The sequence below is a fragment of the Musicola keenii genome, assembly GCF_014855505.1.
GTDB lineage: Bacteria > Pseudomonadota > Gammaproteobacteria > Enterobacterales > Enterobacteriaceae > Musicola > Musicola paradisiaca.
On sequence record NZ_JAAWVW010000007.1, the window covers coordinates 231,255 to 250,206 of the forward strand.

An 18,952-nucleotide genomic window follows, 5' to 3' on the forward strand; every position below is an offset into this window, starting at 1 on the left:
TGTTTATACTCCTGAGTTTTCAACGGGCTGCTTGGCCTGTTCTTTCGCTTTCTTGTTGGGGATCAGACGATCCAGCATCATCACGATTGCCGGGGTGAGCAAGGCAACGTACATGTTGTCGATGCCGAACGGGTTGCCCATCACATACCAGACGGAGGTCGCGACGCAGGACAGAATCAGACCGGCGTTAACTCCGCGGGAACTGCTGAAGAACGGCAGATAGAAGGCGACCATCGCCACGACGGAAATCGACAGACGGATGGCGCGGGTGAAGAAGGAGAGCTTCAGCACTTCCGGTACCAGCAGGACGAATACCAGCGGCAGGAAACCGATGATCAGCGAGAACACGCGGGTCATCTTGAACTCTTTTTCCTGCGTCGGTTTGAAATAAGGTACATAAAAATCTTTCACGATCAGCGAGGCGATCGCCAATGCCACGGTACTGACGCTGATGAAAATAGACGCTACCAGCGAGGTGGTCACTACGCCGGCCAACCACGGGTTCATGTCCTGCAAGAAGATCGGCAGGGCGTACAGGCTCTTGATTTCCGGGTGTACGAACTTGGCGGCCACACCGATGATCGCAATCGCCAGCGCGATCGGCATACAGAAGAAGAAGGCAATCCAGGTGGCGCGTTTAGCGGATTTTTCATCCTTGGTAGACGCAATGGCCTGAATGACGAACTGGGTACAGAAGATGGAGCCGATGGTGCCGATCAACCATGCGCCGATGGTGCTGGCGCCGATGTTGCCATCCCAGGTCCAGTAGAATTCCGGCATCTTCTCGACCATCGGCGTGATACCGCCGGTCATTTTCAACGCCACGTACAGAATAATCATTACACCTACGTATTTCAGGCCGCTGTGGATCAGCGTGACGTAAGCGACGCCTTTGATGCCGCCGAAGTAGAAATAGAAGGTACTGACGATGGCGGTGATCAGCGCCGCGACCGGCAGGTTCACTTTCAGTACGGTGGAGATGGCGGCGGCACCGCTGACGTAGTTACCCACGTTTACCAGCAGCAGTGCGTAGATCATGATGATCGAGATAATATTTTTGGTGGTGTTGCCGTAACGTTCGGCGATCGCGCCGGAGATGGTGATCTTCCCGGTGTTATAGATCTTTTTCACCAGCACGATGCCGAACAGCAGGAAGCCGATGGCGGCGCCGATGACTGACCAGGATGCCGCGATACCGCTTTCAAACGCGGCTTGCGATGTGCCGACGGTGGATTTGGCGCCGATGAATTCGGTCATCAGCAGGATACCGACGATAAACGCCGGCAGCGAACGGGAGCCTTCCATAAATTCCGAGTTGGAGCGGCTGCGTAACCGCAGCGTCAGCAAGGAGGTAAAGGCAATATAGAACACAATTATCCCAACGATGATAAGTGTGTCTGTCAGATCAAAATGGTTCATGGGTTTCGATCCTGTAGGGTAAAGGTAATGGTGTTTTATGTGACGAGAGCGTGTCGTCAGTCAGTAAAAGGTTGCGTTAGCGAACGAATGGCCTCTTCGTCCTGCGCTGAGAACTGAATCGGGTAGCGGCTGACGCCGACATCCTGCCCCATCAGTACCAGTGCCTTTTTCACGACCGCGGGAGAAAACGCGATCGCGTACAGCGTTTTGCGTAGTTCGCTGACCTGTTCCTGCGCCAGGCGTGAGCCTTCGACGTCGCCTGCGTTGAAACGGTGCCAGATCTGGCTGATGGCTTGCGGCGCCACGTTGGCCAGGCCGGAGATACAGGCGGAACAGCCATCGACGAAGCCTTGATGGATCAGCGAGTCGGGGCCGTTCAACACGTCAAAATTCGGGATACCTTTGGCCGCCTGCAGGAAACCGCTCAGGCTTTCATAACTGCCTGCGCTGTCCTTGATGCCGATGATGTTGGGGTGATCCGCCAGGATGCGCACCGTTTCCGGTTGCAGGGTATTACCGGTACGGGCCGGAATGTTGTACATGAACACCGGCACCGGCAGCGCATCCGCCACTTCACGGTAATGGGCGATCAGTTCGCTCTGTTTCAGCGGCACGAAGTAGGGGGTGATCACGGAAACCGCATCGACGCCGAGTGCGGCAATACGTTTGCCCAACTTGATGGTTTCACGGGTGGAGATTTCGCCGACGTGCGCGACGACCGGTACGCGGCCGGCCACTTCATCCACGCAGGTTTCCGTGACGGCGACTTTCTCGTCGGCATTGAGCACGAAAAACTCACCGTTGGTGCCGTTGCAGAAAATACCATTGCCGTAGCGCATCTGGCGTTGTACCTGCTGGCGCAGGGCGGCGGGATGGAATTCCCCCTGATGGTCAAAGGGCGTGACGATAGCCGTCAGAACGCCTTTAATTGGCTTACTCATTGTTATTCCTCGTTATTCATCAACCAGAGTGATGTGTTCAAAACAAAGTTGAATAGATGGCGTGCACATCTTCGGCACGGACGGTCGTCGGTACGTTTTTCATCAGGCGCTGCACCTGCAGGGCGGATTCCACCAGATACGGCAGATGATCCGGGCTAATCCCCAGCTGTTGCAGGGATGAAGGCAGATTCAGACGTTTGACCAGCGCATCGAAGTAATCCACCAGCGCTTCGGCTTTCTGCGCCGGCTCGAGGCGCGTATCGGCGTTCGGCAACAGGTCGTAGGCCTGAGCGAATTTTTCCTGCGCCGCGTGCTGAACGAAACGCATGCAGGGCGTCAGCAGGATGGCGTTGGCCACGCCGTGGGGGATGTGGTACTTGCCGCCTAGCGGGTAGGACATGGCGTGCACCAGGTGCGTGCCGGAGTGGGCGATGGCGGCGCCGCCATAGTAGGACGCCCACAGCATATTGAGACGCGCTTCCAGATTGCCGGGTTCGTTGACCGCAGCGTCGATATTGGCGAACAGTTTCTTCAGGCCGATCAGCGCGTAGTTGTCGCCGACCGGGTTGGAAATGGTGGCGGTGAAACATTCGATCAGGTGGCACAGCGCATCGATACCGGTAGACGCCGCGATGTGAGCGGGCATGCTGGTGGTCAGTTCGGGGATCAGCGCCACATAGTCCGGCAGCATCACCGGCGTAATGATCCCGACTTTGGTTTCTTTTTCCGGAATGGCAAGAATGGCGTTCGGTGTGGCTTCAGAGCCGGTACCGGCCGTGGTGGGGATCATCAACGACGCGGTACGGCGCGTTGGTTTGGTGCCCGCCAGCAGGCTTTCTAATGTGATGGCGTCATCACCGGCGCACAACAGCGACAGCAGTTTGGCGACGTCCAGTACGCTGCCGCCACCGATGCCGACCACAAAGTCCGGCACTGAGGACGGCAGATTTTGCAGCACCGCCGCCACATCATGTTGGCTGGGTTCGGCGGGCACATTATCAATCACCGACAGCTGTGCAACGCCGGCCGCCAGCTGTTCCTTCAGCGCCTGAACGCCGGGCAGCCCGACAATATTCCGATCTGTAACCAGTAAGACATGCTGTTTGCCGCACAGCAGATAGGTGATGTCCTGGAGTGCCTGATAACCACTGATAATGGTGCTGTTGATATTCATACTCATACCTTGTTCCGATCCGCTGTGATTCCCGCCTGATTTGATTGATTTTTTTCAATCACGATTCTTTTTCTATGACCGAAAAAGATCGGGAGGCCTACATTCTGTGGCTAATTTATAGAAGAAATTGGTTTTGAATAATTTGATATTGCTCACATATAATCAATTGTGATTCAATATAATCATTATCAGGTAATCAATCAAAACGGGGTAGTGGTATGCCGAACAGGCAGGAAGATATCCGTGTGCTGGTTGTGGCTGACGACTTTACCGGTGCAAACGACGCCGGCGTAGGGCTGGCGCTTTACGGCGCTCAGGTCAATGTGCTGTTTGACGCTGCGAGGATCGGTGCCGTTTCATCGGGCGATGCCGTCGTCATCAATACCGACAGCCGTGCGCTTGACGCCGCAGTCGCGGGGGAGCGCACCGCGCAATCAGTGCGGGGCTGGCGGGAGCAGGGCGTCGAAGGCTGGATAGTCAAAAAGGTGGATTCCACGTTACGCGGCAATCCCGGCGCGGAGACCGAAGCGGCGCTGCATGCCGCCGGTGTGTCGCTGGCGCTGGTGGCACCGGCCGCGCCGTCACTAGGCCGCGTGACCCGCGACGGTAATGTGTGGGTGCACGACCGTCTGTTGACGGATACGGAGTTCGCCAGTGATCCGAAAACGCCGGTACGTTCTTCTTCTGTCGGTGAACGGTTGGCGGAACAGACCGCATTGCGGCAGGCATGGGTTTCATTGAGCGAACTTCGTCAAAATGGACTGGCGGCACGTCTACAACGGTTGAGCGATCAGGGCGTGCGGTTGGTGGTGCTGGATGCGGAAGACCAGCAAGATCTCGACCTGATCGTGCAGGCTGCCGGGCAGTTGGCTGCAAAGCCGCTGTTGGTGGGATCCGCCGGGTTGAGCGATGCGCTGGCCCGTCATCTGTATCGGCGCGCAGGTCACGCCTCGCGTGCGTTGCTGGCGGTGATTGGTTCTATGAGCAAAATTGCTCAAAAACAAATTCAAATGGCCTGTCGGCGGCCGGATGTGGCGCTGGTGGATATCGATATCGACGCGCTGCTGGCGATGTCGTACCCGGCCGCGTTGGCGCGCTGGTGCGAACAAGCGGTGGCCACACTGGCGTCCGGGCACCATTGCCTGATTCGTACCTGCCTGGACGATAGCCAGCGTTTCGAGATCGACGGTTTGTGCCAGCGTCATGGTATGGCGCGTCAGCAACTGGGCGACACCATCAGCCAGCGGCTGGGGGAACTGACTCGCCAGATTGTGGGTCGCCAACAACCGGGCGGTCTCTATTTATCCGGCGGCGACATCGCGATTGCCGTCGCCAATGCTTTGCAGGCCAATGGTTTTCATATCAAAGGGCAAATCGCTTCCTGCGTACCCTGGGGGCGGTTTTTGGACAGTGTTGTCGGTGATATCCCCGTAATGACCAAAGCAGGCGGTTTTGGTGACGACGCTACCCTGCTGGACGTTTTACGTTTTATTGAGGAGAAGGTGAGTGAATAAGATAATTGCGGTAACAATGGGGGACCCGGCAGGTATTGGCCCGGAAATTATCATCAAATCGCTGGCGGATGGCGAACTTTCCGGCGCGCCGGTGGTGGTGGTGGGATGCGTGCAAACGCTGCGCCGCATTCTGGCGCTCGGCGTCGTGCCGCAGGTGGAGCTGAACGAAATTGCCAGCCCGGCGCAGGCGCGCTTCGCCCCCGGCGTCGTCAATGTTATCGATGAACCCTTGGCGGATCCGGCCGGGCTTGAGCCGGGAAGAGTACAGGCCCAAGCGGGCGATTTAGCTTACCGCTGCGTGAAACGCGCCACCGAACTGGCGATGGCGGGTGAAGTACACGCGATTGCCACTGCGCCGCTGAACAAGGAAGCGCTGCATTCCGCCGGGCATCTCTATCCCGGTCACACCGAATTGCTGGCGAAGCTGACCAACAGCCGCGATTATGCCATGGTGCTGTATACCGATCGGCTGAAGGTGATCCATGTGACGACACACATCGCATTGCGCAAATTCCTGGATACGCTGAATCGCGAGCGCGTGGAAACCGTCATCGGTATGGCGGATACCTTCCTCAAACGTGTGGGCTATGACAAACCGCGTATTGCTGTCGCCGGGGTCAACCCGCATGCCGGGGAAAATGGCCTGTTCGGCGACGAGGAGATCAATATCGTGTCGCCGTCCATCGAGGCGATGAAGGCCAAAGGTCTGGATGTGTATGGCCCCTGCCCGCCGGATACCGTATATCTGCAGGCGTATGAAGGCCAGTACGATATGGTGGTGGCGATGTATCACGATCAGGGCCACATTCCGCTGAAACTGCTTGGTTTCTACGATGGTGTTAATATTACCGCGGGTTTACCGTTCATCCGGACATCAGCGGATCACGGTACGGCGTTCGACATCGCCTGGATGGGCAAGGCGAAGGCGGAAAGTATGGCGGTTTCGATCAAACTGGCGACCCAGCTGGCCTGATAGAATCGGCTTAGGGTAAAACATACGGATATCATTGTGGGGGAAACATTGAGTGACGCATTACGCATAAGCGGAGAAAAAATAAAGGGACAAAGCCGTCTCGACCAGATTATGGATTACCTCAAAGGCCATAATCTGGTGACGGTGGATGAACTTGTGGCCGTCATTGATGCTTCCCCGGCGACGATTCGCCGTGATTTGATCAAACTAGATGAGCAGGGCGTCATCAGCCGTTCGCACGGCGGCGTGACGCTCAATCGCTTCATCCCGTCGCAGCCCACCACCAACGAAAAGATGCAGCGCAATTTGCTGGAAAAGCAGGCGATCGCCCGTCAGGCGGCGACACTGGTGCAGCCGGGCAGCGCGGTGGTGCTGGACGCCGGCACCACCATGATGGAGCTGGCGCGTAATCTGACCCATCTGCCGCTGCGCGTCATCACCGCCGATTTGCAGATTGCGCTGTTCCTTTCCGAATTCAAGCAAATCGAAGTCACTATTATCGGCGGTCGGATCGACGACAGCAGCCAGTCGTGCATTGGCGAGCACGGCCGCCGGCTGTTACGCAGCGTCTATCCGGATATCGCTTTCATCAGCTGCAACTCATGGAGCCTGGAGAAAGGCATCACCACGCCGACGGAAGAGAAAGCAGGCATCAAGCAGGATCTGGGGGTGAATGCCAGCCGTCGGGTGCTGCTGGCGGACAGCAGCAAATACGGCGCGTATTCGCTGTTTTGCGTGTCGCCCTTGACGGCGCTGACCGACGTGATTACCGATAGCGAACTGGCGCCGGAGATTCAGCGGCAACTGCAAGGGCAGCCGTTCCGGCTGCATCTGGTCACTGTGTAGCAGGACGAAATCGTCCGAATACGTGGTATTTCCCCTTGCCAAATGACTCGGCCGCCGAAGAACACAGCCCCGTCTGCGTGTATGGCAGGGCGTCTCAATATGGACGGCACGTAAGCCGGTAATCGATTGTCAGCGGCTGCTCCGGCGTCAACGCCAGCGCCGTCGCATAACCGGACTGGCTGATGGCGTTGTCTCGCAGGCACGCCGGCCCGAGATCCCACGCCGAGCAGACGGGCTCGACCCCCAGACAATAATTCTTTCCTGACCAAGGCGTTTGCCGCCTGCCGCCATTACTGATCCACAACAGGCAGTGGGGCAGTATCGTCGTGTCCCAACGCAACGCCAGCGCCAAACGACGTTGTGGATAGGTCAGCTCGATGCCGGCGACCGGCGACATTACCTGTAGGATCTCCTCCGTGGCGAACGGCAACGGCAGTCGGCTGAGATCCAGCGTCGCGCCATCGGCGGCCGGGGCCAGGCGCAAGTCATCAAAGACGGCGCCGGGCTGAAGACGGCTGACGCCCGGTTCGGCAGGCTGTGGGTAGGCCCGCATGTGTAATGCATTTTCGGCGGATAACACCAATTCCCCGGCATCCCCCCCGATGGGAAACACCGGATGCAGCCCGACGGGCAACCGACAGGGCCGCCTAGCCTGTAGCCTCAGAGAAAAATTCACGTTGCCGTTATCGGCCAGTTGGATAACCCGGCGCAGCGCCGTGAGCGGGTAGTCCGGTGGAAAAACGAAATCGAGTGCGGCGTGGCGGGATGAGCGCCCGGCGAGTGTCCAGTCACGGTTGGCGGGCAGCCCGTGCGGGATACCCGCTAGGTAGCCGTCGCCGTCTTGCTGCGCATGGCCGAACGGTACGCCGACCCATTCACCGCCCAAACGGTGCATCAACGGCGGTTGCCCGGCGCAGGCACCGGCGTCATCGAGCCAATGGGCGCGGTACAGCAGCGCGGTCGCCTGCGGCGTGCCGGGGCGGAAGGTCAACGCGGATAGCATACCGCCCGCCAGGCCGATGTCGGCGCTCAGCAAGCCATCATCACTGTGCAACATAAAAGAGGCGTTTGGGCTCATGGGCGATTCCTGTGTATTCAACGGGTGAATCGACGGGCTGGCGCGTGCGGCGGGATAGTGCGGCGGGGCGAGCCCGCCATACCGTTAATTCAGCCCTTCTCCGGCGCTTTGTCGGGCGATCAGCCGCACGGGCAACAGTTGCTGCTCGTCGTCGCGCGCGCCATCAATCAATAGTTGCAGCCCGGCTCGGCCCAGCGAGGCCTTGTCGATGGCGATGGTGCTCAACGGCGGGTGCGCGACGCTGGCGGTATCGATATCGTCGAAACCAACGATGGCGATCTCCTCCGGTACTTTCACCCCGTGTTTCTGGCAAACGCGGATAGCAATCAGCGCGGCGGAATCATTGTAGGCGAAAATGGCGTCCGGCCGTTGCGGCAGCGCCAGCAACTCTTCCACTGCGCTGACCAGCGAACTTTCGGTATCCAGCAGCGGCGGGGCGATGGCTTCGTATTCCGGCGGCGTCAGCAGTTTGGCTTCGTACAGCGCCTGCCGATATCCCTTTTCACGCAGACGGATACTGTAATGCGCCAGACTGCTGGCGAGAAACGCGATACGGGTACGGCCCTGAGCGATTAAATGGCGGGTGGCGAGATACCCCCCTTGCAGATTATCCGGATTAACGCTGGGCAAACCCGGTGCCCACAGGTCGATCAGCGCCAGCGGCAACTGCATGTTGCGCAGCGCGGCCAGCAGTTCGGGCTCGAAAAAACCGGCGCACAGTAGTGCATCGGGGTCGTGCAGCCGCACCTGCTCTTCCACTGCGTCCGTCGGGCCCAGCGCCAGAAAGCTGAGCGCGATGCCGGCGTCGCGACAAGCGTTTTCTACGCCGAGCAACAACGGCGAATAGAAGGTCAGGGCGCTGGAGATATTGTGCTGGCGGTGGAGCAGAAACAGCACCCGGCGCAGCTTGTCGTTGCGCAGACGGGTGAAATCGTAACCCTGTTGGCGGGCGATGGCCAGAATTCGCTGGCGGGTTTCTTCTTTCAACCCCGGCTGACCCTTTAATGCGCGTGATACCGCCCCGGCGGAAACCCCGGCTTCGGTCGCGATATCTCTGATTCTTATCCGTTTCGTCATGCGTTTCCTTTGTGCCTGTGTCCACAGCGATAAGCCGGAATTCACCTGTCCAAACTGTGCCGACAGCCTAGCATAAAGCGCGCGCGGTTGCTCCGGCTCCCAGCCAGGCTGCGCCCCGCACGCCGCTGCTATCGCCGTGCATGGCGGGCACGATGGGGGTGAAAAAAGTATTGCTGAAGGTATAGCGTCCGATGCGCGCTTCCAGACCTTGATACAGCGGGCGGCAGTTAGACAGGCCGCCGCCGATGACGAATACGTCCGGGTCGAGCAGATTCACTACCGATGCCAGCGCTCGCGCCAGCTGATCCTGAAACAGGTCGACATATTCCACCGCCTGCGGTTCCCCGGCTGCTACCGCCGCCATGATCTCCACCGCGCTGAGACTGGCCTGATAGCGCTGGTTATAGCGTTGGGACAGGCCGGTGCCGGAAATAAAGGATTCGGTGCAGTTGGTTTTGCCGCAGTAGCAAACGACCGACGGCCCATCCTGCTCTGGCGTATAGCGCGGCAGTACGTTGTGCCCCCATTCGCCGGCGCTGCGGTTGCGCCCGTCGATCACCTGTCGATGGATAGCGATCCCGCCGCCGCAGCCGGTGCCGAGGATGACGCCGAACACGGTATCAAACCCTTGCCCCGCGCCATCAATAGCTTCCGACAGCGTAAAACAGTTGGCATCGTTGCTGATGGCGACGGGTTGAGCGGCAAATTCCACCAGCATCGCATGCAGCGGCTGCTGGTTAATCGCCAGAATATTGGAGTTCTTTATCAGCCCGTTGCTGACTTCCACGGTGCCGGGTAAGCCGATGCCGATGCTGACGGGGCCGATATCCTGACGAGCCTGGGCGATGACGTCGCACAACTGGCGGAAAAAGATCGGGTAACTGCTTTTCTCCGTAGCGTAGCGCTGGCGGTAGACGATATCTCCCTGCTGATCCAGCGCAACGGCTTCGATTTTCGTACCACCGATATCTATACCCAGACTTAACATGTTGATTACTCCTGCACCGAGCTGGCAGACAAGGTTCCATCGATAAAACACCCGCGCAGTGTACTGCCATATGTTTACTAAACACAATGGCGTTATTTCGCTTTTGTGAAGGTGGGGTTTTTATAAAAAATCATATTTATCAAATATATATTTTTTATTGGTTTGATGAGAAGGAAAAAATATACCGTGAATGTGAAGCGTCTCACGGAAATGAATGACGGGAAAATCACTTTATTTACTAAACATTTTTGCGGTGCTATTAAATGAGCACCCCACCGCCTGAAGATGATGCGGTGCAGCCCTTTCCCTGTCAGATCAGAAGAGTGAAGATGCGATGTTTTTTACCGAAGAGAAACTGAGTCAGCGTCTGGATGAGGTCGCCCAGTATCGGTGGCGCGAAGCTATCGAGGTCGAACTGGCGGACATCTGCTTTGACCGCGAGGGAGAGAACGGCACGCAGCCGCCGCCCGACGCGGCCGATTGGCAGCCGTGTCAACGCGGCTTTCAGTGGCGGGAAAAGGATATCTATGCCTGGTTGCGCCTGCGTATTGCGTTGCCCGCGCACTGGGCGACGGAAACCATCGCGGCACGGTTCGATTTCAGTCTTGGCGTACAGCGCCGCGATTTTGAAGCGTTGCTCTATCTGAATGGCGAGCCCTGGCAAGGGCTGGATCAGAATCATGTCGAAACGGTGATCCCGTCGGCCCTGGCGGGGCAGACTATCGAATGTTGTTGCCGGGTCTGGTCGGGCATTCTTGAAGGTAAGGTACGTAAACATTTTCAGGCGTTTCACGTCGGTAACGGTTTTGAGCAGGCCAGCATTGCGGTGCGCGACGACGCGGCGACCAACCTGTTCTATACCACCGAAGCGATTCTGCAATCCCTGGCGGTACTGCCGGAAAACGATCCGCATCGCGTGCTGCTGCTTGCCGCCGCCGACCGCGCCTATAACCTGATTGATTGGCGCGAGCCCGGTAGCGCGGAGTTCTATCACTCGCTGGCGCAAGCCGCCGCCACTCTGGAGCGGGAATACCCACGCAGCGGCGGCGTGCAGCCGGTTACGGTGCATTGCGTCGGGCATACTCATATCGACGTCGCCTTCCTCTGGCAGCTGAAGCACACGCGGGAAAAATGCGCCCGCTCGTTCTCCACGGTGCTGCGGTTGATGGAGCGTTACCCGGAATATGTTTTTTTCCAGTCGCAGCCCCAGCTTTACGACTACCTGAAGCAGGACTACCCGGCGATTTACCGGCAAATTAAACAGCGTGTTGCCGAAGGGCGCTGGGAAGTGGACGGCGCCATGTGGGTGGAGGCGGACTGCAATCTGCCCTCCGGCGAATCCTTCGTGCGCCAGATTCTGCTCGGCACCCGCTTCATGCAACAAGAGTTCGGCGTGACGCCGCGCTGCCTGTGGCTGCCGGATGTCTTCGGCTACTCCTGGGCGTTGCCGCAGATCCTGCGCAAAAGCGGCATCCGCTATTTCATGACCACCAAAATCAGTTGGAACGAATTCAACCAGATGCCGCACGACACCTTCACCTGGCGCGGTATCGACGGCAGCGAAGTGCTGGCGCACTTCATCACCACGCCGGAAGAAGGACACCCGCGCTACACCTATAACGGCATGGTCAACGCCATGTCGGTGCAAGGGCTGTGGGATAACTACAAAGACAAGCCGCTGAATCAGGAACTGATGCTGGCGTACGGTTACGGCGACGGCGGCGGTGGCCCGACGGAAGAGATGCTGGAGCTGCTGCGGCGTTTTGAAAAAGTGCCGGCGCTGCCGAATATCCGTCATGGCCGGGTAGACGACTATTTTACCCGTCTGGAACAGCGGCTGGCGGACAGCGATGCCTGGCAGCACGTCTGGGACGGCGAACTCTATTTCGAAAGCCACCGCGGCACCTACACCAGCCAGGCGCAGGTGAAAAAGGCCAACCGCCGCGGCGAGCTGACCTATCGCAGGCTGGAGTGGTTGCATGCCCAGGCGGCGGTCAGTCACGCCGACTGGGCTGCTTATCCGCAAGTGACGTTGAACGCCGGCTGGCAAATCCTGCTGCGCAATCAGTTCCACGACATCATCCCCGGCTCCTCGATTGCCGAGGTCTACCGTGATGCCGCCGACGAGTACCGGCAGGCGGAACAGCTGGCCGATGCGATGCTGGCACAGTGTCAGCCGCGGTTGCTGTCGGCGCGAGAAGATGCGGTCAGCGTACTGAACAGCGCCGCCTGGCCACGCCGTGATCTGGCATTTATCGCCGGCGACGGCGCGGGCGGTTGGATGCAGGCGGACGGACAACCGTTGGCGTCGCAGGCGGTGGCGGGCGGATGGCTGGTGGCGTTGCGAGAGATTCCCGCGTTGTCCGGCGTCGCGCTGTATCGCACCGCTGCACAAGCGTCGGGAGATTCACCGTTTCATGTCGGCGATCGGCAGGTGGAAACCCCGTTCTATCAGATTAACTGGAACGAACACGGCCAACTGACCCGTATTTTCGACCGCCAGCACCAGCGGGACGTCTTGGCGGATTGCGGCAACGTGCTGACGGTGTATGAAGATAAACCGCTGAAGTACGACGCCTGGGATATTGAGATTTTCTATATCCAGAAACAGCGTCCGGTAACGGAACTGCAATCGGTGACGGTGCTTGAACACGGCGAGTTGTGTTGCAGCGTCGAATTCGTTTGGCGTTATCACCACAGTCGCATCGTGCAGCAGATGCGGTTGTACCGCGATAGCCGTCGTATCGATTTCCACACTCAGGTGGATTGGCAGGACTATAACCAGTTGCTTAAGGTCGGTTTCCCGGTGGCGGTGCGCGCCACCGAAGCCACCTACGACATTCAGTTCGGCAACGTCAAACGCCCCACTACCTGGAATACCAGCTGGGACTATGCCCGTTTCGAAAGCGTGGCGCACCAGTGGGCGGATCTGTCCGAATACGGTTATGGCGTCAGTTTACTGAACGATTGCAAATACGGGCACGCCATCCGCGACAACCTGATGCAGCTAACGCTGATTAAATCGGCGGTGAGTCCGGATGCTCACGCCGATCGCGGCCAGCATGAATTTACCTACTCGTTGTTGCCCCACGCCGGAGATTGGCGCGAGGCAGGGACGGCGCAGCAGGCGTTTTTCCTGAACGAACCGTTGCTGCCGCTGCCGGGCGAGTGGTTGCCGGAGGCGCCGCTGGTGGCGTTCGAGCATCCGTATATCCAGCTCGACGCGCTGAAAAAGGCCGAAGACGGTGACTGGCTGGTGGTTCGGTTGCACGAGTTTGCGGGCGGGCGTCAGAACGTCGTGCTGCGCTGCGCCCGTCCTGTGCGCTGGTGGGCGGAGAGCGATTTGCTGGAAAATTTGTCCGCTAAACAGATGGATGTGGGGCAAACACTGGAACTGCACTTTGCACCCTATGAAATCAAGACGTTGGTATTGTGCCTGGCGGACTGAACACCGTCGAATCAGGCATTTAACCGGGACGTACTGTGATTTTGGTCGATCCTGGTCACAGAACCTGCGGTGGTCGATTTACTGTTTCTTGATTTTGTTTACTATAAATATCGTTGTTTAGTAATCAATTTAAAACTTAAGTACCACCCACAATATCCTTTCATGCGACGGCACCAGGGCCGCCGGGAAACGAGGAATAAACAACAATGAACATCTTAGCCAAAGCAGTGACCACCGCATTACTGGCCAGTACCGCGCTGGCCGCCCATGCCGCCGATACGTTGGAGGTTTGGATCCGCGCCAATAACAATGCTCGCGTCATCTATGAGCAGGAAGCGGCGGCGTTTGAAAAAAGCACCGGCATCAAAGTGAATTACTTCACCGCCAGTACCGATTTCGAACAGCGTCTGGCGCGGGCGGCAGTGGGCAACACCCTGCCGGATCTGATCATTAATGACGCCGCCTACATGGGGCAGCTGATTCAACTGGGCGTGGTGGACGCCATCGACCCGTCGACGCTGAGCAACGGCAAAGATTTGCAGCCGGTGGCGCTCGGCAGCCTGAAATATTCCGACGGTAAATACTACGGCATTCCGACGTCGGTGCAGGCGTCCGCACTCTATATCCGTAAAGACTGGCGCGAAAAGCTGGGCCTGCCGCAACCGAAGACCTGGGCTGACCTGAAAGCGCTGGCTGATGCCTTCACCAATAAGGATCCGGATGGCAATGGCAAAGCGGATACCTACGGCTTCGGCCTGCCGGGCTCTTCTACCCGCGGCTACGCCAGCTGGATTCTGGCCTCTTTCATCTGGCAGGCCGGCGGCGAGTTCGTTCAGCCGGTGAACGGCGGTTTCAAGGGCACGATGACCGACAAAGGCGTGGTGGACGCGCTGACGTTCATGCGCGGCATGGTGTGCGAAAAACTGACCCAGCCCGGCGCCGTCAACGCGGTGACGTCGGATATTTCCAACGCCTTCCGTTCCGGCCAGGTCGGGATGGTGTTGTCCGGGCCGTACAGCTTGCCGGTGTTCTCCGACGAGCCGGGGCCGGACAAATTTGAAGTGGTGAAACCGCCGCGCGGCCCGGTTAGCCAGGCCAGTATCGCTGAAGGCGAAGCGATTTATCTGGTGAAAAGCGGCAAACAGAAAGCGCTGGCGGCCAAATTCATCGACTTCATGATTTCGCCGCAGGGCCAGACCATCGGTACCGCCGTGGGGATGCCGAACGAGCCGATTGTGCGTCTGCCGGTGAATAAAAACGTGGATGCCAACGCGGTGTACAAAGATGCGCGCTGGCAGGTGTTCGCCGAGCAGTACGCTGCTGACGGCCACTATGTGCCGGGCGTGCCCAACTGGACGCCGATTCGCCAGACGACGGCGGAAGGGTTCAACCGCATTCTGGCGGAGTGCGATTCCAACATTCCGGCCGAACTGGAAAAGCTCAACGACAAGGTTAACGCCGAACTGAGCAAGCAAAAGGTGCTGGCTAAGTAAGCCCTGGCCGTGAAGCCCCGGTTTCCCCGCCGCCGTCTGGCTGGGGAAACCGTCGGCGTGTGCCGAGCGGTTCCGTATTCTTTCCATTCCGGGCAGTAGAGAAGCATATGATTAACCCCAGACTGAAACGACAATTGACGCCCTGGCTGTTTTTGGCCCCGGCATTACTGGTATTTACCTGGTTCAAATTCATTCCCATGGTGCAGGGGATGGTGATGAGTTTCTATCAGGTGAATTTTGGTCAGCCGGATGAGTGGGTCGGCCTGGGCAATTTCACACGTCTGTTGTCCGACTCGGATTTGCATGCCGCGACCGTCAACACCCTGATCAACGTGGTGGTAACGTCGCTGGCGTCGGCATTCATCGCGTTTTTCCTGGCGATTGTGCTGGAAGGCCCGGCGCGCCACCTGCGCTTTATCCGCACGGCGATCTTCCTGCCCGCCATCACCAGCGCGGCGATCGTCGCCGAGATGTGGAAAATTTTGTTTAACCCGACGCCCGACGGTGTCGTCAACCATCTGCTGTCCTGGCTGGATATCGCGCCGCAGGGCTTTCTTACCGATCCGCATCAGGCGCTGTTTACCGTGATGTTGCTGCAAATCTGGAAAGCGGTGCCGTACAACATGGTGATTTTTATCGCGGGTCTGGCCGGTATTAACCGCGAGTTGTATGACGCCGCGAATGTCGACGGCGCCAGCCGCTGGCAGCGGCTGCGCTATGTCACGTTGCCCGGTTTGTTGCCGGCGATTTCGGTGATCATCATGCTGTCGTTTATTCGCGGTTTCCGCGTGTTCGCCGAGGTCTACGCCTCGACCGGCGGTGGCCCGTCCAACGCCACTGAAGTGGTGATGACGCAAATCTACAAGGCCGGGTTTATTCAGTTCGATTATGGCTATGCCTCGGCGGTTTCTTTTGTTCTGTTTATTTTCACGGTGCTGCTGACCCTGATCCATTTCATGGTGAAGAAGCGTTACGTGAAGTAGTTGATGGCAACCAGAAGCACACACAGGGTGAATGTAATGAAAATGAAAACCTGGGATCGCGTCGGCTGCGGCATTATTTACGCCGCCGTGCTGATGGTGTTTGTCGGTCCCTTTCTGGGCATCATCATGACCGCTTTCAGCGGCGTCACCGTCAAGCCAGGGGAGTTGGTGCTGTGGCCTCAGCACTTTACGCTGGAGAATTTCCGTCGGGCGTGGCTGGAAGTCGGCGTCTGGAAGTACCTGCTGAATTCACTGTTGGTGGCTGGCGTCGGGCTGGTGTTTCAGGTCGCGGTGAGTTCGCTGGCGGCGTATGCGCTGGCGCGTAAGAAATTTCGCGGCGCGGCTATTATCGGGCTGATTATCCTCTCCACCATGATGCTGCCGGAGGAGGTGATCGCCATTCCGTTGTACGTGATCATCAACTGGAAATTGCCGCTGATCGACATGTCTATTTCCAACAGCTATCTGGGGATGATTCTGCCAATTGTCGGCTGGGCGTTTTCCATCTTCGTGCTGAGCGAGTTTATGTCCGCCATCCCGCGTGATCTGGAAGATGCCGCCCGGGTGGACGGTGCGTCCGAGTGGCAGATTTTCTTCCATGTGATTCTGCCGCTGGTGCGCCCGGCGCTGGGTACGGTGGTGATTTTTGGTTTCATCATGATTTGGGATCAGTACCTGTTGCCGTTGATCGTGGTGAACCAGGAGAGCATGTACACCATTCAGGTGATGCTGCGGGTGCTGAGTTCGGATGAAAACAGCTCCCAGAACGTGTTTATCGCCATCACGCTGCTGGCGATGCTGCCAAGTGCCATCGTCTATCTGGGTCTTCAGAAGTATTTTAACCGCGGGCTGTTGTCCGGCGCGGTAAAAGGGTAATTCTGCGGCGGTGTCCGCATTGCGGTCGGCGCGCGCCGCAGCGTCGGCCGACCGCGCTAAAGCATACTGGGGAGTGCTATGGGTTCTGTCATTCTGAAAAACGTCAGCAAGTCTTTTGACGGTACAAACATTATCCGCGACGTGTCGCTGGAGATTCCCGACGGCAAGTTCTGCGTGCTGGTAGGGCCGAGCGGCTGCGGCAAGTCTACGTTGTTGCGGTTGATCGCCGGTCTGGAGGAGGTGACTGCCGGGCAGGTGTTCATCAACGATCAAGACGTGACGGATCACGAGCCCAAGCTGCGGGATATCGCCATGGTATTCCAGAGCTACGCTTTGTATCCGCAGATGACGGTGCGGGAAAACATGGGGTTCGCCCTGAAGTTGGCCGGGGTGCCGAAGGCGCAAATCGCCGTCAAGGTGGACGACGTGGCGACGCTACTGGGGTTGGACAAACTGCTGGATCGTCTGCCGAAGGAGTTGTCCGGCGGGCAGCGCCAGCGCGTGGCGATGGGGCGGGCCATTGTGCGTAATCCGCAGGTATTCCTGTTCGACGAACCGCTCTCCAACTTGGACGCCAAACTGCGTAACCAGGTGCGGGCGGAGATCCGCGAGCTGCATCAGCGCCTGCATACTACCTCGGTATACGTCACGCACGACCAGATCGAAGCCATGACTATGGGGGAGATGATCGTGGTGCTGCGCGACGGCGTAATCGAACAGGTGGGCACGCCGCTGACGCTTTACGATCGTCCGGCCAACCGCTTTGTGGCCGGGTTTATCGGTTCGCCGGAAATCAACCAGCTTTCCGGCTGGGCGGTGGAACATGATGGCCGTTTGATGTTGCAACTGGACGAGCAAACGCGCGTGCCAGTACCGGACAGCGTGCAGGTCAGCGCCGGTCAGCAGATTGTTTACGCGGTACGGCCGGAGCAGTTTGAACTGGTGACGCAAGCCGAAGGCGCGATCGCGGTGCAGGTGGATGTGATAGAAAACACCGGCAGCGACGTGCATATCTTTTGTCAACTGAGCGACCGCCGTCGCCTCACCGTCAGCCAGAAACAGCGCGTGGCGTTACAGGCAGGCGAACGGATCTTCCTGCGGCCGAAAGCCGGTGCGGTGCACATTTTCGATCAAGCCAGCGGCAAGCGCTTGAATCAGGATGGCTGAGAGCCCGGTGTCGTGGGGAATGGAATGCGGGAAGGCGTTTGAGCGTGTGGCCTGACGCGCCGGGGCATCTCGTCAGGGGCGGTTGTGCATCAGGGCGTAATGGAACTCAAACCCGGTGGTGTGTCCCGGACTGGCGCTGATATCACACTGGCGTGCCACCACACATGATGGTGACACGGTGCGTGATGCGGTTTAATAAAGCCCGCCGCTGTGGCGAAAACGCAAGGGGAGGTGCCCGGAGGGATGCCTCACCTCTGCGGTTGGCGGCGGCGCATTCACGAGTTAAGCGTGAGCCTGGTCTAGCGCCCCCATTTTGCCTGCGGCGGTACGTAATCCAGCGCTTGCGCCAGTACGGCTTCTTTGCTGTCGGTGACGATCAGCATATCGAGGTAGTCTTTTTTCATAAAACCGTCCGTTACCACGCGCCGGACGAATTCGATAAAAGTGTCGTAGTAGCCGTTGACGTTGAACAGAATGCAGGGTTTGGGATGGATGCCCAATTGCGCCCAAGTCCATTGTTCGATGATTTCCTCCAGCGTGCCGGCGCCGCCCGGCAACGCGATAAACGCATCTGACAGCTCGGCCATTTTCGCTTTGCGTTCGTGCATATCGGCGGTGATCACCAGCTCGGTCAACCCCGTGTGGGCGATCTCTTTATCCGCCAGATGCTGCGGAATGACGCCGATCACCGCGCCGCCATGTTGTAGCGCAGTATCGGCCACCAGCCCCATCAGGCCGACCTTGCCGCCGCCGTAAACGATGCCGGCGTCTTTTTCCACCAGATAACGGATCAGTTCGCTGGCCATGTGTTGATACGCCGGATCGTTGCCGGGTGCCGAGCCGCAAAATACACCGAATTTCAACATAGATTCTTTTTTCTCCAATAAAACCCAAACCACTGTGGTGAAGCGTCATGGCGCCGGGCCGCCCGTCGACGAAAGGCTAGCGGTTTCGCGGAACGGCGTCAGGACAAGG

At 58.3% G+C, this 18,952-nt stretch carries 15 protein-coding genes; 8 read left to right on the top strand and 7 right to left on the bottom strand.

The window, feature by feature from the left end:
• Positions 1-3: 3 nt before the first annotated feature.
• From HEP82_RS10160 to HEP82_RS10170, 3 genes are read right to left on the bottom strand one after another with little or no spacing between them, the layout of a single operon-like run.
• Complete coding sequence (locus tag HEP82_RS10160; RefSeq protein WP_192457966.1) at positions 4-1,419, bottom strand: sodium:solute symporter family protein; 1,416 nt, start codon at positions 1,417-1,419, stop codon at positions 4-6.
• A 56-nt stretch (positions 1,420-1,475) separates the two neighbouring features.
• Complete coding sequence (locus tag HEP82_RS10165; protein ID WP_192457967.1) at positions 1,476-2,360, bottom strand: dihydrodipicolinate synthase family protein; 885 nt, start codon at positions 2,358-2,360, stop codon at positions 1,476-1,478.
• A 37-nt stretch (positions 2,361-2,397) separates the two neighbouring features.
• The gene (locus HEP82_RS10170) at positions 2,398-3,534 is read right to left on the bottom strand and encodes an iron-containing alcohol dehydrogenase (protein WP_192457999.1); all 1,137 of its coding nucleotides are present in this window, start codon (positions 3,532-3,534) and stop codon (positions 2,398-2,400) included.
• Positions 3,535-3,752: 218 nt separating this feature from the next.
• On the opposite strand from HEP82_RS10170, the gene dtnK reads away from it, so the two are divergent.
• From dtnK to HEP82_RS10185, 3 genes are read left to right on the top strand one after another with little or no spacing between them, the layout of a single operon-like run.
• Positions 3,753-5,048, top strand: a complete 1,296-nt coding sequence (dtnK, locus tag HEP82_RS10175) for a D-threonate kinase (RefSeq protein WP_192457968.1) — start codon at positions 3,753-3,755, stop codon at positions 5,046-5,048.
• Complete coding sequence (locus HEP82_RS10180) at positions 5,041-6,021, top strand: D-threonate 4-phosphate dehydrogenase (protein WP_192457969.1); 981 nt, start codon at positions 5,041-5,043, stop codon at positions 6,019-6,021. Before dtnK ends, HEP82_RS10180 begins: the two co-directional genes overlap by 8 nt.
• 36 nt (positions 6,022-6,057) lie before the next feature.
• Complete coding sequence (locus HEP82_RS10185; protein ID WP_192457970.1) at positions 6,058-6,867, top strand: DeoR/GlpR family DNA-binding transcription regulator; 810 nt, start codon at positions 6,058-6,060, stop codon at positions 6,865-6,867.
• A 94-nt stretch (positions 6,868-6,961) separates the two neighbouring features.
• Here HEP82_RS10185 and HEP82_RS10190 read toward each other — a convergent pair whose 3' ends face one another.
• The 3 genes from HEP82_RS10190 to HEP82_RS10200 form a co-directional block, all read right to left on the bottom strand.
• Positions 6,962-7,945: an aldose epimerase family protein gene (locus HEP82_RS10190; protein ID WP_192457971.1), complete on the bottom strand. Its 984-nt coding sequence runs from the start codon at positions 7,943-7,945 to the stop codon at positions 6,962-6,964.
• 84 nt (positions 7,946-8,029) lie between these two features.
• Complete coding sequence (locus tag HEP82_RS10195) at positions 8,030-9,022, bottom strand: LacI family DNA-binding transcriptional regulator (protein WP_192457972.1); 993 nt, start codon at positions 9,020-9,022, stop codon at positions 8,030-8,032.
• Positions 9,023-9,089: 67 nt separating this feature from the next.
• On the bottom strand, positions 9,090-10,010 hold the full coding sequence (locus HEP82_RS10200) for an ROK family protein (RefSeq protein ID WP_192457973.1): 921 nt from the start codon (positions 10,008-10,010) through the stop codon (positions 9,090-9,092).
• A gap of 334 nt (positions 10,011-10,344) precedes the next feature.
• Between HEP82_RS10200 and HEP82_RS10205 the strand changes: the two genes are divergently transcribed.
• The 5 genes from HEP82_RS10205 to HEP82_RS10225 all read left to right on the top strand — a co-directional run bounded on the left by HEP82_RS10205 (position 10,345) and on the right by HEP82_RS10225 (position 17,977).
• Entirely contained in the window at positions 10,345-13,458 is a 3,114-nt protein-coding gene (locus tag HEP82_RS10205) for an alpha-mannosidase (RefSeq protein WP_192457974.1), read from the top strand.
• 206 nt (positions 13,459-13,664) lie between these two features.
• On the top strand, positions 13,665-14,951 hold the full coding sequence (locus HEP82_RS10210) for an ABC transporter substrate-binding protein (protein ID WP_192457975.1): 1,287 nt from the start codon (positions 13,665-13,667) through the stop codon (positions 14,949-14,951).
• A gap of 107 nt (positions 14,952-15,058) precedes the next feature.
• Complete coding sequence (locus HEP82_RS10215; RefSeq protein ID WP_192457976.1) at positions 15,059-15,934, top strand: carbohydrate ABC transporter permease; 876 nt, start codon at positions 15,059-15,061, stop codon at positions 15,932-15,934.
• A gap of 36 nt (positions 15,935-15,970) precedes the next feature.
• Positions 15,971-16,810 carry a carbohydrate ABC transporter permease gene (locus HEP82_RS10220; protein WP_192457977.1) on the top strand — a complete coding sequence of 280 codons (840 nt, stop codon included), beginning with the start codon at positions 15,971-15,973 and terminating at the stop codon, positions 16,808-16,810.
• Between the two features lie 78 nt (positions 16,811-16,888).
• Entirely contained in the window at positions 16,889-17,977 is a 1,089-nt protein-coding gene (locus HEP82_RS10225) for an ABC transporter ATP-binding protein (protein ID WP_192457978.1), read from the top strand.
• Positions 17,978-18,276: 299 nt separating this feature from the next.
• Here HEP82_RS10225 and HEP82_RS10230 read toward each other — a convergent pair whose 3' ends face one another.
• The gene (locus tag HEP82_RS10230; protein ID WP_012764332.1) at positions 18,277-18,843 is read right to left on the bottom strand and encodes an LOG family protein; all 567 of its coding nucleotides are present in this window, start codon (positions 18,841-18,843) and stop codon (positions 18,277-18,279) included.
• Positions 18,844-18,952 lie beyond the last annotated feature (109 nt).

Bases quoted from the DNA above. Each gene is read 5' to 3' on its own strand.
- HEP82_RS10210 (WP_192457975.1), top strand. From the start codon at position 13,665: ATGAACATCTTAGCCAAAGCAGTGACCACCGCATTACTGGCCAGTACC.
- HEP82_RS10220 (WP_192457977.1), top strand. From the start codon at position 15,971: ATGAAAATGAAAACCTGGGATCGCGTCGGCTGCGGCATTATTTACGCC.
- HEP82_RS10225 (WP_192457978.1), top strand. From the start codon at position 16,889: ATGGGTTCTGTCATTCTGAAAAACGTCAGCAAGTCTTTTGACGGTACA.
- dtnK (WP_192457968.1), top strand. From the start codon at position 3,753: ATGCCGAACAGGCAGGAAGATATCCGTGTGCTGGTTGTGGCTGACGAC.
- HEP82_RS10230 (WP_012764332.1), bottom strand. From the start codon at position 18,843: ATGTTGAAATTCGGTGTATTTTGCGGCTCGGCACCCGGCAACGATCCG.
- HEP82_RS10190 (WP_192457971.1), bottom strand. From the start codon at position 7,945: ATGAGCCCAAACGCCTCTTTTATGTTGCACAGTGATGATGGCTTGCTG.
- HEP82_RS10165 (WP_192457967.1), bottom strand. From the start codon at position 2,360: ATGAGTAAGCCAATTAAAGGCGTTCTGACGGCTATCGTCACGCCCTTT.
- HEP82_RS10160 (WP_192457966.1), bottom strand. From the start codon at position 1,419: ATGAACCATTTTGATCTGACAGACACACTTATCATCGTTGGGATAATT.
- HEP82_RS10195 (WP_192457972.1), bottom strand. From the start codon at position 9,022: ATGACGAAACGGATAAGAATCAGAGATATCGCGACCGAAGCCGGGGTT.
- HEP82_RS10200 (WP_192457973.1), bottom strand. From the start codon at position 10,010: ATGTTAAGTCTGGGTATAGATATCGGTGGTACGAAAATCGAAGCCGTT.
- HEP82_RS10215 (WP_192457976.1), top strand. From the start codon at position 15,059: ATGATTAACCCCAGACTGAAACGACAATTGACGCCCTGGCTGTTTTTG.
- HEP82_RS10170 (WP_192457999.1), bottom strand. From the start codon at position 3,534: ATGAATATCAACAGCACCATTATCAGTGGTTATCAGGCACTCCAGGAC.
- HEP82_RS10205 (WP_192457974.1), top strand. From the start codon at position 10,345: ATGTTTTTTACCGAAGAGAAACTGAGTCAGCGTCTGGATGAGGTCGCC.